Source organism: Rubellimicrobium rubrum (assembly GCF_006152115.1).
Lineage (GTDB): Bacteria > Pseudomonadota > Alphaproteobacteria > Rhodobacterales > Rhodobacteraceae > Rubellimicrobium > Rubellimicrobium rubrum.
The window spans coordinates 289,630-304,865 of record NZ_VDFU01000001.1; the positions used below are offsets into that span (position 1 = coordinate 289,630).

General features: G+C 66.2%; 14 protein-coding genes and 2 tRNA genes. 6 read left to right on the top strand and 10 right to left on the bottom strand.

Going from position 1 to position 15,236, the window contains the following annotated elements; genetic code table 11:
• Positions 1-16 precede the first annotated feature (16 nt).
• Together FHG66_RS01440 and FHG66_RS01445 are read left to right on the top strand one after the other, a co-directional pair.
• Positions 17-91 (top strand) — tRNA-Gly (locus FHG66_RS01440).
• 123 nt (positions 92-214) lie between these two features.
• Positions 215-289 (top strand) — tRNA-Gly (locus FHG66_RS01445).
• 34 nt (positions 290-323) lie between these two features.
• Here FHG66_RS01445 and FHG66_RS01450 read toward each other — a convergent pair.
• A complete protein-coding gene (locus tag FHG66_RS01450; RefSeq protein ID WP_139074905.1) occupies positions 324-1,220 on the bottom strand; it encodes an SMP-30/gluconolactonase/LRE family protein in 897 nt (298 codons plus the stop codon).
• 57 nt (positions 1,221-1,277) lie between these two features.
• On the bottom strand, positions 1,278-2,219 hold the full coding sequence (locus FHG66_RS01455) for a manganese catalase family protein (RefSeq protein ID WP_139074906.1): 942 nt from the start codon (positions 2,217-2,219) through the stop codon (positions 1,278-1,280).
• Between the two features lie 175 nt (positions 2,220-2,394).
• On the opposite strand from FHG66_RS01455, the gene FHG66_RS01460 reads away from it, so the two are divergent.
• The 4 genes from FHG66_RS01460 (at position 2,395) to FHG66_RS01475 (ending at position 5,231) form a co-directional block, all read left to right on the top strand.
• Complete coding sequence (locus FHG66_RS01460; protein WP_139074907.1) at positions 2,395-2,898, top strand: YciE/YciF ferroxidase family protein; 504 nt, start codon at positions 2,395-2,397, stop codon at positions 2,896-2,898.
• A 66-nt stretch (positions 2,899-2,964) separates the two neighbouring features.
• The gene (locus FHG66_RS01465; protein WP_139074908.1) at positions 2,965-3,843 is read left to right on the top strand and encodes a LysR family transcriptional regulator; all 879 of its coding nucleotides are present in this window, start codon (positions 2,965-2,967) and stop codon (positions 3,841-3,843) included.
• A 116-nt stretch (positions 3,844-3,959) separates the two neighbouring features.
• Positions 3,960-4,391: a DoxX family protein gene (locus FHG66_RS01470; protein WP_139074909.1), complete on the top strand. Its 432-nt coding sequence runs from the start codon at positions 3,960-3,962 to the stop codon at positions 4,389-4,391.
• A 24-nt stretch (positions 4,392-4,415) separates the two neighbouring features.
• Positions 4,416-5,231 (top strand): VOC family protein, encoded by an 816-nt coding sequence (locus FHG66_RS01475; protein ID WP_139074910.1) that lies wholly within the window; start codon positions 4,416-4,418, stop codon positions 5,229-5,231.
• A gap of 877 nt (positions 5,232-6,108) precedes the next feature.
• On the opposite strand, the gene FHG66_RS01485 is transcribed toward FHG66_RS01475, so the two are convergent.
• The 8 genes from FHG66_RS01485 to FHG66_RS01520 form a co-directional block, all read right to left on the bottom strand.
• Positions 6,109-7,245 (bottom strand): DUF305 domain-containing protein, encoded by a 1,137-nt coding sequence (locus FHG66_RS01485; RefSeq protein WP_218013766.1) that lies wholly within the window; start codon positions 7,243-7,245, stop codon positions 6,109-6,111.
• Between the two features lie 150 nt (positions 7,246-7,395).
• Positions 7,396-9,714, bottom strand: coding sequence for a hypothetical protein (locus tag FHG66_RS01490; RefSeq protein WP_139074911.1), 2,319 nt, complete (start codon positions 9,712-9,714; stop codon positions 7,396-7,398).
• Between the two features lie 123 nt (positions 9,715-9,837).
• A complete protein-coding gene (locus tag FHG66_RS01495) occupies positions 9,838-10,095 on the bottom strand; it encodes a spike base protein, RCAP_Rcc01079 family (protein WP_139074912.1) in 258 nt (85 codons plus the stop codon).
• A gap of 95 nt (positions 10,096-10,190) precedes the next feature.
• Positions 10,191-11,246, bottom strand: coding sequence for an aldose epimerase family protein (locus FHG66_RS01500; RefSeq protein WP_139074913.1), 1,056 nt, complete (start codon positions 11,244-11,246; stop codon positions 10,191-10,193).
• 54 nt (positions 11,247-11,300) lie between these two features.
• Positions 11,301-11,603 carry an antibiotic biosynthesis monooxygenase family protein gene (locus FHG66_RS01505; protein ID WP_139074914.1) on the bottom strand — a complete coding sequence of 101 codons (303 nt, stop codon included), beginning with the start codon at positions 11,601-11,603 and terminating at the stop codon, positions 11,301-11,303.
• 66 nt (positions 11,604-11,669) lie between these two features.
• Positions 11,670-12,452, bottom strand: a complete 783-nt coding sequence (locus FHG66_RS01510; RefSeq protein WP_139074915.1) for a crotonase/enoyl-CoA hydratase family protein — start codon at positions 12,450-12,452, stop codon at positions 11,670-11,672.
• On the bottom strand, positions 12,452-13,303 hold the full coding sequence (locus tag FHG66_RS01515; RefSeq protein ID WP_139074916.1) for a hydroxymethylglutaryl-CoA lyase: 852 nt from the start codon (positions 13,301-13,303) through the stop codon (positions 12,452-12,454). Before FHG66_RS01515 ends, FHG66_RS01510 begins: the two co-directional genes overlap by 1 nt.
• A complete protein-coding gene (locus tag FHG66_RS01520) occupies positions 13,296-15,233 on the bottom strand; it encodes an acetyl/propionyl/methylcrotonyl-CoA carboxylase subunit alpha (protein WP_139074917.1) in 1,938 nt (645 codons plus the stop codon). Before FHG66_RS01520 ends, FHG66_RS01515 begins: the two co-directional genes overlap by 8 nt.
• Between the last annotated feature and the right edge of the window lie 3 nt (positions 15,234-15,236).

The window sequence follows — 15,236 nt, forward strand, 5'->3', positions numbered from 1 at the left end:
CGCCCTCACGGATCGGGCGGGCGTAGCTCAGGGGTAGAGCATAACCTTGCCAAGGTTAGGGTCGTGAGTTCGAATCTCATCGCCCGCTCCAATCCGCAAGGCAGACAAGGGCGGCTTCGGCCGCCCTTTCTGTTTTCCGAGACCGGACTTCCTCCACTTCGGTTGCCCCTTGCAGCCCCCTTTTCCCCTCTGTAAAGAGCCCGTCACGGAGCGGGCGGGCGTAGCTCAGGGGTAGAGCATAACCTTGCCAAGGTTAGGGTCGTGAGTTCGAATCTCATCGCCCGCTCCAATTTCCGGTAGATAGGTGATGCAGCGACGGCGGCCTATGCTGCGCCGCGCGCGTTGACGAACACCGCATAAAGCGAGGTCGTGGCAGCCAGGAACAGGCGGTTGCCCCGCGGACCACCGAAGCAAAGATTCGCCACCCGCTCGGGCACTAGGATCTTACCCAGCAGCGTGCCATCCGGGTGGAAGACCTGGACCCCATCCGCGGCCGAGCACCAGACATGGCCGCGCGCATCGATGCGCAGCCCGTCGGGCGGCCCGGGCTCCACTTGGGCGAAGACCCGCCCCTGGTCCACTTGCCCATCCCGGATCTCGAAAACCCGGAGAACGGAGGGCACCGAAGCGTCGTGGCTCGACCCGCTCTCGGCGACGTAGAGGCGCGACTCGTCGGGCGAGAAGGCCAGGCCGTTGGGCTGGACGAACCCGGCGATCATGCGCTCGGGCTCCCTACCGCCCGGAGCAAGACGATAGACGGCGTTGGTGTCCTGCTCGGGCACGGACTCGTAGCCCTCGTAGTCCGACAGAATGCCGTAGGTCGGATCGCTGAACCACACAGCCCCGTCCCGCGTCACCACCACATCGTTGGGGGAGTTGAGCCAGCGGCCACCATAACTTTCGGCCAAGGTAGTAAGCGTCCCGTCATGTTCGGTGCGGATCAGCGAACGCGTCCCGTGGGAACAGCTCACCAGCCGCCCTTCGCGGTCGCGGGTATGACCGTTGGTATAGCCCGCGGGCGAGCGGAAGACGGAGAGGCCCGTCCCTTCGGTCCAGCGCATGATCCGGTCGTTGGGGATGTCGCTGAGATAGAGTGCCTGATGGGCAGGGAACCAGACCGGCCCCTCGGCCCAGCGCAGGCCGGTGCCCAGATGGTCGAGATGCGCCGAGGACTGGATCAACGCGCCGAAGCGCGGGTCGTACGTTTCGTAGATGGACATGGTCCCTCCGTCGTGACGGAGGGACCTTAGCACTGCCTTGCAAGGAGGCGAGAGGGCCTAGAGCGAGCCGGCGCCCTGATGAGCGGCCTTGGTCAGCCGCTGGGCGATCTCGTAGAACTCCTCAGGGGCATAATCGGGCGAAAAGGCCGAGGGCTGACCCACGAGGTCGTGGATTCGTCCGCCGTCTGGCATGCCTTCGACAACCTCAAGCTCGCCCGGGGGGTCGGTCGGCAGGGCCATCTCGCCTTCCCAGATGCCGCGGATCGACTGGTAGTCGCCGGGCGAGAAGGTGTAGAGCCGCCGGTGCGAGCCTTCGGCCAGGTACTTTTGGCATTCGGGGATCTTGTCGAGCGGGATGTTCGGAGTGGGGAGCATCTGCTCGATGCTGACGCCGGTCAGCTTTTTCAGGGCCAGGCCGTAAGCATGGGCGTGGACGCTGCCACGAACGAGGAGATAGCCACAGACCTCGCGGCCCGTGGGATCGGACAGCGTCTCGTAGACCCGCAGCTTGTGAAGCCGCGCGCCGCATTCGAGGTGGAAGTTGTGCAGGAGGTCGAACACCACGTTGCCCGTGGTCGTCACCATGTCCACGTTCCAGGACATGGAGTTCGAGTTCACCGGCACCGCGCCGCCGCCATGCGAAAAGAAGCTCGCGGCCGAGCGGATCTCTTGCATGGCCTCGAAGGGAGCCATGGAGATGTCGCCGCCATTGCCCGAGTCATCGGCCGCAGAGTCCGGGCCGTTGTTGAGCATGGCCACGCCGTTCGAGACCAGTTCGACATGCCCCAGTTCTTCGGCGGTGATGGCGGCCACCAGCTCGTAGAAGGGCTTCAACTTGGACTTGGAGCGGAAGTTGAAGCTCTGGAACATGTAGTTGCCGAGCGTGGACATCTCGCCGTACTTGCCGCCAAGCAGCTCCTGAAGGGCGGCACCCGCGTTGGGGTCCTGCTTCTTGGGGGGAGGTAGCTCCACTTGGAGCCGGTCGACACGCAGGAACATAGAAGGGCCCTCCATCTGATGGCGCGGGGGCAACGGGGCGGCTTCTGGCTGGTTCCTACGAAATTTGCCTCGCGCCAAGGCATCGGCGGCAAAGCGTCTTCGGATGATGATGGGGCGGAACAGTCGAAGGGGCGCTGCGTTCGTCAGGCTCACGATTGACCGGATGGAGATCCCGATGCCCGCTGCAAATTTGGAAAAGCTGTTTCATGACGGACTGCGCGACGTCTACTATGCCGAGCGCAAGGCCTTGCAGGCCTTGAAGAAACATGTCCGCGCCGCCCAGCACGCCGAACTGAAGCAGGCGTTCGAACAGCACCGCGACGAAACCGAAGGCCAGATTGAACGCCTCCAGCGCGTCTTCGAGACAATCGGCAAGCGTCCGCAAGGCAAGACCTGCGCCGCCATGGACGGCCTTGCCGAGGAAGGCGAGGAGATCATGGAAGAGTACAAGGGCTCACCGGCGGCCGATGCGGGCCTGCTCGCCGCTGCGCAAGCCATCGAGCACTATGAAATCTGCCGCTACGGCACTCTGGCGTCCTGGGCCAAGCAACTGGGCAACACGGATGCCGAGGCCCTCCTGCGCGAGACCCTGGCCGAGGAGGAGAAGACCGACCAGCTCCTGACCGAGTTGGCCGAGTCCGTCATCAACGCAGCTGCCGAGGAACAGGCAGCCGCCTGACCCTGCCCTTTCGGGTGGCACACCGTCGATATAGGCTCCGGGCAGCGCTGCCCGGAGCCTTTTCGCATGGATCGCCTCGCCTCGGACCGGATGTTCGTTGCCGTCATGGAAGGGGGCAGCTTCGCTGCCGCCGCGCAGCGCCTTGGCACCAGTTCGGGACAGGCAAGCAAGCTGGTTGCGCGGTTGGAGGCCGAACTCGGCGTCCGCCTGCTTCACCGGACTACGCGGGCGCTTCAACCAACCGAGGCGGGCCAGACCTACTACGACCGGCTCCGGCATCTTCTGGACGAGTTGGACGTTTTGGATGCCGATGTGCGGAGCACGGGCACCACTCCACGCGGTCGCGTGCGGCTCACGGCCCCCCTGACGCTCGGCACCCTTCGTCTCGGACCGCTGCTGGCAGAGTTCGCGCAAACCTATCCGGAGGTCGGGCTGGAGGTCGACTTCACCGACCGGATCGTTCGCCTGGTCGACGAAGGGTTCGACCTCGCGGTTCGGGTAGGACGGCCAGGCGACTCCACGTTGGTGGCCCGCAAGCTGGCGGAGGCACGCATGCTGACTGTGGCGGCCCCCGCCTATCTGGCCGCACGCGGCAGGCCCAGCGTTCCTGAGGAGCTGACCCGGCATGAGTGTGTTCTCGACACGAACTTTCGCGACCCCCATCGCTGGCACTTTGCCGGCGGAGTGCAGGTCGCGGTTGCCGGACGGCTAACCTTTTCCAACGCGGCGGTCTGCCTTGCGGCGGCCGAGGCTGGATTGGGCGTGGCCTGCATGCCGGATTTCGTGGCGCAGGAGTCCCTCCGCGCGGGCCGGGTCGAGCGTGTCCTGATGGGCCACGAGGACACGCCGCTCGGGATCTTTGCCATGATTCCATCGGGGCGGCATCCGGCGGCCAAGGTGCGCATGCTGGTCGAGGCTCTGGTCAAAGGGCTGCGGAACGATTGAACTCCTTCCGCATAGGGCGGAATGTTCTTCCAGGCGGGCGGATTATCCCCGAATTGCTTATGGTGCATATCTCCAGGGCCAGCCCTGACCGGCCACCTCAGCAAGGAAGCTTCTCCATGACCTCCGCCACTTTCACCCCCGCACGTGAACAGGCTTCGCAGGTCGAACTTGCCGCACTCCTCCTGCGTGTCGCCATGGGTGTCCTGTTCGTTCTGCATGCCTGGATGAAGATCGCGATCTTCACGCCTTCAGGCACCGCCGGCTACTTCGTGTCCATCGGACTTCCGGCCGTACTCGCCTATGTCACCATCGCTGTTGAACTGCTGGGCGGCCTTGCCCTGATCGCGGGGATCGCCACCCGCTGGGTGTCGCTGCTGCTTGTGCCGATCATGATCGGGGCTGCGTATTTCGGCCATGGCGGCAACGGCTTCTTCTTCTCGAATGCCAACGGAGGCTGGGAGTACCCCGCATTCTGGACCGTCGCACTGCTGGTCCAAGCCCTTCTGGGCGACGGCGCCTATTCGCTTGGCAACCGCGTGGCCCGCTAAGGCCGCCTGATCGGGAGTAACCTCATGTCCACCGCCTCTGCCCCCCTCGAGATCGGTCGCGTCGCGCTGACCGTGAACGATCTTGCAGCAGTGCAGGATTTCTACCAAAGCGCGCTCGGACTTGACCGGATGGGGAGCGATCCCGGGATCGCTCTCCTGGGGGCAGGCGGCCGTCCGCTTCTCGAATTGCGCGAGGATCGCGCCGCCCGTCGCCGCTCCGTCCGCGAGGCCGGGCTGTTCCACACTGCGTTCCTCCTGCCTTCTCGTGCCGCTCTGGGCCAGTGGCTGGTCCATGCAGCGGACAGCAAGGTGCGGCTGCAGGGCGCCTCGGACCACCTCGTGAGCGAGGCCATCTATCTCGCCGATCCGGAAGGAAACGGAATCGAGGTCTATGCCGACCGCCCGCGCGACGCTTGGCCCAAGGAGAACGGCAGAATCCGGATGGCCACCGAGCCATTGGACCTTCGGGACTTGGCGCAGTCGGCCGGAGGCCGTTGGACCGGCGCGCCCGAAGGCACCGTGATCGGGCATGTGCACCTTCAGGTGGGCGGGCTGGCCGAAGCCGAAGACTTCTACCAAGGCACTTTGGGCTTTGATGTCGTGACCCATTATCTGGGCGCGAGCTTCCTGGGTTCGGGTGGCTACCACCATCATCTCGGCACGAACATCTGGAACAGCCAGGGGGCACAGCGGCGCTCGTTCCCTTCAACCGGACTGGCCGATCTGGAGATCCTGGCCGAGCCGACCGATCTCGACTCTATCCTGACCCGCACCAAGGGTCAGCGCCATCTGACGGACCCTTGGGGAACAACGGTCACGCTCACGCGAAAGGCGGCCTAAGATGCTGGTGATCGGAAAATGGACCGGGAACTGACAACCGGTTGAGGCCGAGATGAGAAGGGCGGCTTTGTCCTTCAGATCTCGTCCTTCCGCAATGGATGACACGAATGGCCCACCCGGTCCGGCAGGGATGGCCGGCTTTGCGGCCGAGCAGGGGCAGGATCTTCTTTAGGTGGCTGCTTCGCCCCTGAGCCTCCCGGACACTGACCGGGCACGCCGTCGAGGACTTGGGCGATGCTATCTCTGTCTCCGTGGTGAAGCCGGAACTGAGCGATCAGGCTGGCGCTTCCGGGAAGAGGCGACCCGGTCACCGGCATGCGCTACATGCACCAGATCCACACGGCGGTAGGTCCGCTTTTACCAGTTGGGGCACGGTGCCTTGTATGTACGACATCGCCTTGGAGCGGCGGTGTCGAACGAGTCCGCCGTCACTCTTCGAATGCTAAAGGTGGGCTTCGGTCCCTTGGCCTCGGGCCCAGATCTTTGGGCCGAAGACCTTCAGCTCAAGATCGAGCGCTGAACGACAGGATCCATGCACGCTTCCACAGTTGTGTGTACCGGGCGGTTCTGCCGCTACCCAGGTCGCCTACGAGGACGCGTTCGACGACGTCTTTGCCCAGCTCGACGAATTGGAGGGCCATCTTCGGCTGGACGGTAACTCCTGTTCGGGGAGCACTTGATCGAGACGGACATCCGCCTGTTCGTAACCCTGGTCCGCTTTGACGCAGCCTTGCAGGGCTTTTCAAGTACAACTAGCGCCGGATGGCGGACCATCGGGCGCTTCACCAACACCTGCTGCGCGTAATGGCCATGCTGGGTGTCCGGAAGACGCTCAGCCTCAGCCACATCAAGCGCGGTTACTACTCGATCAAGGCCCTCAATCCGACGAAGATCGTTCCGAGGGGTCCGGAGCTGCCGTGGGCACGCTGACCGGGTGCGGATGCTCTGGGTCGGGGCCGTGGGTGGATAGCGTCTGCAGTTGCGCCTCCTCGGACCCGTCAGGCCCATAGATGACGCGGTGCGTACCCCAGTAGCCTGTCACGAAGATGATGAGCGCGGCGGCAAGGCTGGGGGGCACCGTAGCGATCCGCCGTCGGATGGCCGGCAAGAAATGCGACACCCGCTCGGGGTCGGCGGCGATGATGACGATGGTCGCCATGATGAGCGCATGCCCTACAAGGTCTACACGGCCAAAGGGCCAGACCGCCGCCGTGAAGATCACGAATAGGGCGACGGCCGACAGGCGGCGCACCAGGGGGGTCCAGATCAGGCCGAACCCCATGGTGAACTCGGCCACGCCAGCCATGGGAATGAACACGTCGCGCGGCAGGCCGAAGGTGAGGAAAGGACGCTCCTCCACGAGGGGGTGGAACCAGTCGGGATAAGCGAACTTCTCGAGCGAGGACCACATCAGCGCGATGGCCACGCCCCAGCGCAGCACCTCGAAGCGGTGCCGCCGCCATTCCTCGTTGCTCGACGCCCCCAGGAGCAGGTAGCCCGACACTGCGATGCCAAGCGCGAGATAGTCGAGCAGGTGGAAGAAGTCGTAATCGCGTAGCGCCAAGACCCACAAGGCAAGGATGCCCAAAGCCGCGATCGGCTGCGTGCGACGCGAGAAGACCAGCGCCGCGATCACCAGTTGAGACCACGACACCCAGTCGTTCGGCGTCTGGAGATCAGGGGTGAGATAGACTCCTCCCACCGCAAAGATGGCCACGAAAAAGCCCGCGATGACCCAGTGCATGAAGTCGTCGGCCCTAGCCCACAGGCTGCTGAAGGCCCGGTCGAACCCTGACAGCACTCTCTCCCCCAAAGGGCGCTCCTCGGCGACGCGCGTGGCCAGGAAAAACAGCAGGACGAGCACGATACCCGTCCAGAACCATACATTGCCGAGCGTGGCGCCGAGGGGTTGGGGCGGAGCCCCGACGATGTAAGGGGCAAACCACTTCACATGCGCGGAGGCTTGGGAAGCGACAAACGACAGCCCTGCGGCAGCGAATAGGATATGTCTCATGGCAACCTCGACTGCGGTCCAAGAGCTGTCGCGCGTATCCTGCGTTGGAACACGACGTTCACACCGAGGGGCACGCGACATTGGTGCCGAACCCAGTCCAGATATGGACCCGCGCCGCCGCTACGCCACGGCGACGCGGGGTCGCAGCCTCTAGCGGGTGGCGCTATTCGCGGGCGGCGCCTTGATCCACCAATCAAACATCCAGTCGGTCAACGTGCGGTTGGCCACCCCATTCATGGTGATGGTCCCCGAGGCGGTCGCGATGGCCATGATCTCGAGCCGGCCGGTGGTGCTGAAGGTCTGCACCCGCTCGGCGTCTTCGAAGAGGAAGTCGCCGACCGCCAAGCCGTAGTTGGCCGTGGTTGCCCCGCTGCCCAGGATACCCGAGATCGTTGCCGCTGCCGTGCTCGTGCTGCCCAGGATAGGGCGGGGCGAGGCATAGACACGGGAGCAGACGAATTCCCAGGTGCCCGACGTCAGCGAGAAGGCCGAGTCCAGGAGGTCGTATCCGCCGCCGTTCAGGACATAGTTGGTCTGGAGTTCGGCGTCGATCACACCCGTTGCCGTATCCGTGGAGCGGATCACCATGACCGTTCCCGTCGCGGCGTCGCGGATGATGTCGCCGGGCATGTAGCCCCACTGCTGGCGGTCGTTGATGTTGCCCAGGCGCGTGCTGGTGAAGGTGATCGTGCGTTGGTTGCGCGTGGCCCCCGTAATCTGCGCGCCGATCGCATCCGACCGATAGAAGTACGGCCGATGGCCGACCATGGAGCGGGTGAGATAGTCGTCCTGCCGCAGCACCGGCCCAGCGTAGAGCGGGCAAAGGAAATCCCGGCCCGTGAAGCGGTAGCCCGAGTTGACCGCGACCCGCGTGAGCAGCGGGTTCCCGGTGGCGAGGTTGTAGGGCTCGAACCGGACCGTCTGCGTTTGGTGGTTCAGCAACGGAACGACGAGCCCGCCCATTGTCGCATTGTGTGCGATCTTCTCGTAATCCTTGGCGTGCGCCTCCGCAGAGATGAGGGTCGTCCCTTCGAGCACGATCTGGTCCACGCGGAAGGACAGCATGGACGGAAAGCCCGCGATGTCGCCGCCGATGAAGCGGACCTGTCCCTTGGTGGGCCCCGCCAGCACGTTTGCGGGCACGACATTCATGTCGTTGTGACGGAAGTTCACCGTGCAGTTGGTGAACATCACCTCCTTCTCGTTCGAGGAACTGCCGACGATGTCGCCGATACGATGGAGCGACTCCACGTCGCAATCCTCGTAGCGAAGCCCGCCGCCGAAGAAGAGGTCGCCCAGTTCGATCAGCTTGCCCAAGAACCCCGCGAAGCCGCAGCCCGCCCAGACGCCCGAGACGGTGCCCCTCTGGCGTCCGTGCTGGTTGTTGGTCAGATGGGCGAAGCAGAACAGGAAGGTGCAGTTCTGCCCGGACACCGCGCGGGCTTGGTTGTTGCCGACCGACACCGCCCATTTCAGGTACTGCATGTCGCAGTCCCGCAGTGTCAGGAAGTCCCCATTGTTGTCGTGGTCGGCGGGGGTCTGCACCACGCCCACCTCGAAGCCGTAAATGCCCACGCGCTCGATGCGGGTCATGGACGAGCCCTGACGGCCGTACTGCGATGTGTTGGTTATGAAGCTTGGAAGCGTCACGACGGGGTAGGCCCCGGCGGGTGCGGTGCCGCAGTAGGGGTCGATGGCGATGGCCGCATGGGGCGCGAAGCGGCGACCCGGCGTCACGCCCGAGGCGGTCAGGGCAGCGTCCCAGGTGGCCGCCTGCGTCGGCGCGAGGCCCGCCGCGCCGATCCCCTGGAAGGCCGCGAAGGCCACGCCCACGATGCTCAGGTCCGAGATGGAGGAAAAGCGCCCGGCCGAGATGGCGAAGGTAGGGCCGTCGGTCACGGTCGAGGTGATCCGCGTCCCCATATGGTGCGGGTCGTTCGAGTAGCTGCGGCCTAATCCCCGCACGGCCACGCGCCGGAACTCGGCGCTGCCGCCCGAAATCCCGTAGCCCACCTGGATCGTGCCGCTGACGAGGCCCGCGCGGAGATCGATCAGCACCTCGCCGGTGGTGGCCTGGGTTCCTGGTGCGAGACCGTAAGCGGCGGCATTGATGGCAAGTTGCAGGGCTTGGGTGATGTCGGAGCCCTCGGCTCCGCCGAACTGCCGGACCGTGAAGGCCCCGGTCGCCGAGGGAAGGGCGTAAAGCTTGACGCCGCCGGCCGTGGTCAGGTGGTGGTTAGTGGCACTTGGGGCCGCAACCTGATAGCCGAAGTTCTGCTGGATCGTGCGGACACCGTCGCCGGCTTTCACGCGGCGCGCGCCACCCGAGTAGGACATGCTCGTATCCGCCAGCAGCGCGGCCACTATGGGAAAGGACCGGGCTGAGCGCAGTTCGGTCATTACGGCGTTGAGGCGCGCCGAGAGGTCGGCTCCGGTGAAGTTGGGCCCGGGAAGGTTGGCAAGGGTCATGTCAGGCTCCTCGGACGGAAGAGGTTGGCGTGATCACGGTCGTTGGAGTGATCATGAACATCAGCCACCAGCCCGGCAGCTGGCGGATCGCGACGGGTGCGGGACCGAGGCCAAGACCCAGCATCATTCCCACCCGTATACGGTGGCGGTCGTCCCGGTGGCCAGCACGCGGACGGCGCGGAATGGCAGGATCTGGCCGGCGGTCACGCTGTAGTTGAGAACGTTGCCCTCGCGGTCCTCGAGAGCGAGGTTCCCGGCCGTCTGGCACCACAGGGCTCGCGGACGCGGGTTGATGAACGCGTTGTCGGATGGCGTGATCGCGACGTGGCAGTCGGCGGGGCTTTCGAGGCCGCGCTGGTGGCTTTGGAAGTTGTCGGACATGGAAACCCTCCTGATCTGCCCGCAGGCTAACCGGGAGAGTTGGACGGCCGCTTAGGCCACCGCGCGTTGCGTGCGCCCGGCGACCATGGATCCCGTCATGCGTCGGTGCCGAAGCCAAGGATCATGCGATGCAGGTAGGTCTCGCCAGGATGAAGGAGGCTGTTCGGGAAATGCGCGTGGTTGGGGGAGCCGGGGAAGCGCTGGGTTTCAAGGGTGAAGCCCGCGAACTGGCAAAGCTGCCGGCCACGCTTGCCCATGATCGAATCGTCCAGGTAACCGCCGGTGTAGACCTGTACGCCGGGCTGGTCGGTGAACAGCGTCATGCGCCGGCCCGAGACGGGGTCGCGGATCTCGGCGCAGTCTCGCAAGGTCTGCCCCGCGCCAGCTAGCACCCAGTTGTGGTCGTAGCCTCCCCCGGCCTCGAACACGCCGGAGCCGACCGAGCCCAGGCCAGCGAAGTCTTGGCCGATGGGCTTGGCGGAGGTGAAGTCGAAGGGGGTACCCGCGACCGAACGAATCTCTCCAGTCGCCAGAAGCTCACCGTCCACAGGGGTGTAGAAGGGCGCGGCAAGGCGCATCTCCTGGCCCAGCACGTTGCCCGATCCCTGCCCCGCGAGGTTGAAGTAGGAATGGTGGACGACGTTGAGGGGCGTGACCCGGCTGGTCGTGGCCGTCATGGTGATGAGGAGTTGGTTCTCGTCCGTCAGTTCGTAGGTCGCGGTGACGTCGAGGCGGCCAGGATAACCCATCTCGCCGTCCTCGGAGGTCGTGCGGAAGCTCGCGCGCCGATCCGTAGCCTCGTCCAGTGTCCAGATCTTGCGGTCGAAGCCCTCGTGACCGCCATGAAGGTGGTTCGCGCCCTCGTTGGTGTCGAGCTGAACCTCCTCGCCGTCCAGGGTGAAACGTCCGCGGCGTATGCGGTTGGCATATCGCCCACAGGTCGCGCCGAAGTAGGTCGTCGTGGCCCGGTATTCGTCGAGCGTGTCGAAGCCGAGCACGACGTCGTCAAGCCGCCCTTCACGGTCAGGGACGTGCAGCTCTGTCAGGCGCGCGCCATAGCTGATGAGCCGTGCCGTCAGGCCATGAGCGTTGGCCAGTGTGACCGCATGCACGGGCTCATGCCCGATGCGTCCGAACTCCTCGACGGCCATGCGATGCCTCCTGCGCTGGGTCAGGCGCGACCTTCCGGCGGGGCCGGCGCAGTGTCAACCGGCCGAGGACAACGCCTCCTCGGAGTGGGTGACGTGCGGGGCCGCGGCGAAATGCGGACTGACGAGCGATCGCCATTGGGCAAAGGCGTCCGACCCGCGGAAATGAACAGTGTGATCCTCCAGCGTCTCCCAGTCGACAAGCAGTCGATAAACGCCGGGCGTCTCGGTCACGCGGTGCAGGCGCACGCCCCGGCAACCTTGAGATGCCAGAAAAAGCGGGATCGCCTGTCGCACGGCGGCCTCGAACTCGGCCTCGTGGCCGGGCGTGACGGACAACTCGGCGGTCTCAAGGATCATGCGGCATCTCCTCTCCTGGCTGGTGCCCTGCGTCGCATTCTTCGCACCAACGGTCCAGGGCCTCCATTAGCCCGAGCGCCAGGGCGGGTCGCGGCGGGCAAAGAAGGCCGAGACTCCCTCCCGAGCTTCGTCGCTCTCCCAGCGTGCGACCAGCGCGGCGACCGAGCGCTCGACAGCGTCCGGCACCGGATGGCGAAGCGATCGCAGCAGCGCCTTGGTCTCGGCCACCGCACCCGGCGCACAGGCGAGCAGCAGCGCGACCTCCTCCTCCACCGCGTCGGCCAGCCGCTCGGGGGGGACAGCGCGGGCCACGAGTGACAGGGATGCTGCCTCGGACGCCGTGATGCGGCGGGCCGATAGCATGAGGCGACGGGCTGCGGGCTCGCCAATGCGGGCCAGGACGTACGGGGCGATGGTTGCGGGGATGAGGCCCAGCCGTGTCTCGGTCAGGGCGAAAACGGCCGTATCGACGGCCACCACGATATCGCAGACCGAGAGCAGCCCCACTCCGCCGCCGAAGGCAGAGCCCTGGACTTGGGCCACCAACGGTTTGGGCAGTCTGTCGAGGGCCTCCAGCATCCCTGCCAGGCGGCGGGCCTCGGTCGCCCGGCTGGGGCCATCCGCCTCGATTTGGTCGCGCATCCAGCCAAGGTCGCCACCCGCGCAAAAGGTCGGGCCGGACGATGACAGGATCAGGACCCGGATGGCAGGATCGCGCGCAGCCAGACGAGCGGCCTCGGTGATCTCGTCCATCATGCGCGCGTCGACGGCATGATGGTGCTCCGGACGGTTCAAGGTCAGGCGCCCAACGCCCGTCGGGTCGGACTGCAAGGTGACGGTCTGGAACATCACGGCTCCCGAAGGGATCGGGCGAAGGTGGCGGCGCGTGCCAGGGCCACCGGGTCAAGGCCGGTGTGGTAGCCAAGCGCCACCAACCGGTCATGGAGAGCTTCGGTCGCGACGTTGCCTGCTGCACCCGGAGCAAAAGGACAACCGCCCAGACCCGCGATGGACGCATCAAAGATCCGGAGACCATGCTGGAGAGCCACCTCAACATTGTCGAGTGCGCGGCCCCCCGTGTCGTGGAAGTGCCCGGCGAGGCGGTCGGGGGAAAGCTCCTCCAGCACCGCGCGCAGCATGGCCTCCACCCGCTCGGGGGTTCCGCGCCCCAGGGTCTCTCCCAAGCTGATCTCGTCGCAGCCCATGTCGCGCAGGGCAGCGGCGACGCGGCCGACGGCCGAGGGTGCCGTCGGACCGTCGAAGGGGCAGTCCGTCACGACCGAGACATAGCCCCGCACGGGCAGGCCGTCGCCATGCGCCGCCCTTACCACCGGGGCCAGCCGATCCAGGCTTTCGGCGATCGTGCAATTCAGGTTGGCCTTGGCAAAGCCCTCCGAGGCGGCGGTGAACACGGCGATTTCGTCGACGCGCGCCGCATGGGCGGCCTCGTAGCCTCTGAGGTTCGGGACCAAGGCGACGAACCCGGTTCGTTCAGGGCGGCGGATCGCGGCCAGCACCGCGGCCCCGTCCTCCATCTGCGGGACGCGTCGGGGGCTCACGAAGGATGCGGCCTCGATCCGCCGGAACCCTGCGACGGCCAGAGCATCGACGAGGGCTGTCTTGTGAGGGGTCGGGATGAGCCGGGGTTCGTTTTGAAGCCCGTCGCGGGGGCCGACCTCGACGATCTCCACGTCAGTCATCCGCAGGCTCCAGGCGGACCAAGGGAACGCCCGCCTCGACCTGGGCGCCTTCGCTCGCGAGGACCTCGGCCACGCGGCCGTTGCGCGCGGCGGTCAGGGTATGCTCCATCTTCATGGCCTCAAGGACGATCAGGGGGGCGTCCTGAGTCACGTCTTGGCAGGGCGCGACGAGCACCGCCCTCACAAGCCCCGGCATCGGCGACAGCGTGACCTCTGCTCCGGTCCCTGGGATTTGCCTGTCCAGCGGGTCGGGGATCTGGAACGTGAAGGTGCCCAGCACGCCCGCGAATACAGTGATCTCACCGAGTACGGCCAAGGTGTCGAAGACCGGCGATCCGTCCACGCGCCAGATGCCGGCGCTCCGGGTGGCGGTGAACGCGCGGCCGTCTACGGCAATGCTCGCCCAGTCAGGCCCGTCCACCACGAGCCCGCAGGAGACCGGGTTCCCCGACCAACGAAGTTCGATCCTTTGGGCAAGAGGCGACCAGAGATGGAAGCCGGCCAGCACCCCCTCCACCGGGCTTGCAGCTACGAGCACGGCCTGCGCCGCGACCTCGGGGGGTGGCGGGGCGGCAAGGGTGAGAGCGGACAGATCCCGCTCGATCAGGCCAGTGTCGGGGTGCCCCGCGCGGAACGCCTCGTGGCGCAGGAGAGCCGAAAGAAAAGCGAGGTTCGTTTCGCAGCCCACGACCTGGGTCCGGGCGAGAGCGGCGGCGAGTCGTTCGAGGGCGGATTGGCGCGTAGGGCCATGGGCGATGAGCTTGGCGATCAACGGGTCGTACCAGGGGCTGATCGCGTCCCCCTCGCGTACGCCCGTCTCGACCCGGATGCCCTGAGGGAACATCAGCCGCGTCAGCCGGCCGGTGGCGGGCAGGAAACCCGCAGGCACATTCTCCGCGTAAAGGCGCGCCTCGACGGCGTGGCCGCGGATCGAAAGATCCTCCTGCCGAAGGGGAAGCGGCTCGCCGGCGGCCACGCGGAGCTGCCATTCCACGAGGTCGAGCCCGGTGATCGCCTCGGTGACGGGATGTTCGACCTGCAGGCGAGTGTTCATCTCCATGAACCAGAACCTGTCCGGGTGCAGCCCGTCCGAGGCGTCCACGATGAACTCCACGGTGCCTGCCCCGACGTAGGCGATCGCCTCGGCGGCGCGCACCGCCGCCTGTCCCATAGCCTGCCGCATCGCCTCGGTCATTCCCGGCGCGGGAGCCTCCTCGATGACCTTCTGATGGCGGCGCTGGAGGGAGCAGTCGCGCTCGAAGAGGTGGATGGCTCGGGTGCCGTCGCCAAAGATCTGCACCTCGACGTGACGGGGGGTCGCGACATACCTCTCGACCAGCACGGCGTCATTGCCGAAGGCGTTCTGCGCTTCGCGTCTGGCCGAAGCGAGCGCCTCGGAGAACTGCGCTGGGTCGGCCACGCGGCGCATCCCCTTGCCGCCACCGCCCGCCACGGCCTTGATCAGCACCGGGTAGCCGATCCGCCCGGCCTCCCGCGCGAGGCGCTCGGGCGATTGGTCCCCGCCGTGATAACCGGGCACGACCGGGACGCCTGCCTGTTCCATGAGCGCCTTGGCCGCGTCCTTGAGACCCATCGCGCGGATCGCGGTGGCCCCAGGGCCGATGAAGACGAGGCCCGCCTGCGCGACGGCCTCTGCGAAATCGGGGTTCTCGGACAGGAAGCCATAGCCGGGATGGATCGCCTGCGAACCTGTCGCCCTTGCGGCGGCGAGGATGGCTGGCGAGTTCAGATAGCTGTCGAGCGCAGGCGGGGGGCCGATGCGGATGGCATGGTCGGCCATGGCGACATGACGGGCGCTCGCGTCGGCATCGGAGAAGATCGCGACCGTCTCGACCCCTAGCCGTCGGGCCGTGTCGATGATCCGGCAGGCGATCTCGCCTCGGTTGGCGATCAGGATGCGGCTGAACATGCG

Excerpts from the sequence above, each read along its gene's own strand:
- FHG66_RS01450 (WP_139074905.1), bottom strand. The coding sequence starts at position 1,220 with ATGTCCATCTACGAAACGTACGACCCGCGCTTCGGCGCGTTGATCCAG.
- FHG66_RS01455 (WP_139074906.1), bottom strand. The coding sequence starts at position 2,219 with ATGTTCCTGCGTGTCGACCGGCTCCAAGTGGAGCTACCTCCCCCCAAG.
- FHG66_RS01460 (WP_139074907.1), top strand. The coding sequence starts at position 2,395 with ATGCCCGCTGCAAATTTGGAAAAGCTGTTTCATGACGGACTGCGCGAC.
- FHG66_RS01465 (WP_139074908.1), top strand. The coding sequence starts at position 2,965 with ATGGATCGCCTCGCCTCGGACCGGATGTTCGTTGCCGTCATGGAAGGG.
- FHG66_RS01470 (WP_139074909.1), top strand. The coding sequence starts at position 3,960 with ATGACCTCCGCCACTTTCACCCCCGCACGTGAACAGGCTTCGCAGGTC.
- FHG66_RS01475 (WP_139074910.1), top strand. The coding sequence starts at position 4,416 with ATGTCCACCGCCTCTGCCCCCCTCGAGATCGGTCGCGTCGCGCTGACC.
- FHG66_RS01485 (WP_218013766.1), bottom strand. The coding sequence starts at position 7,245 with ATGAGACATATCCTATTCGCTGCCGCAGGGCTGTCGTTTGTCGCTTCC.
- FHG66_RS01490 (WP_139074911.1), bottom strand. The coding sequence starts at position 9,714 with ATGACCCTTGCCAACCTTCCCGGGCCCAACTTCACCGGAGCCGACCTC.
- FHG66_RS01495 (WP_139074912.1), bottom strand. The coding sequence starts at position 10,095 with ATGTCCGACAACTTCCAAAGCCACCAGCGCGGCCTCGAAAGCCCCGCC.
- FHG66_RS01500 (WP_139074913.1), bottom strand. The coding sequence starts at position 11,246 with ATGGCCGTCGAGGAGTTCGGACGCATCGGGCATGAGCCCGTGCATGCG.
- FHG66_RS01505 (WP_139074914.1), bottom strand. The coding sequence starts at position 11,603 with ATGATCCTTGAGACCGCCGAGTTGTCCGTCACGCCCGGCCACGAGGCC.
- FHG66_RS01510 (WP_139074915.1), bottom strand. The coding sequence starts at position 12,452 with ATGTTCCAGACCGTCACCTTGCAGTCCGACCCGACGGGCGTTGGGCGC.
- FHG66_RS01515 (WP_139074916.1), bottom strand. The coding sequence starts at position 13,303 with ATGACTGACGTGGAGATCGTCGAGGTCGGCCCCCGCGACGGGCTTCAA.
- FHG66_RS01520 (WP_139074917.1), bottom strand. The coding sequence starts at position 15,233 with ATGTTCAGCCGCATCCTGATCGCCAACCGAGGCGAGATCGCCTGCCGG.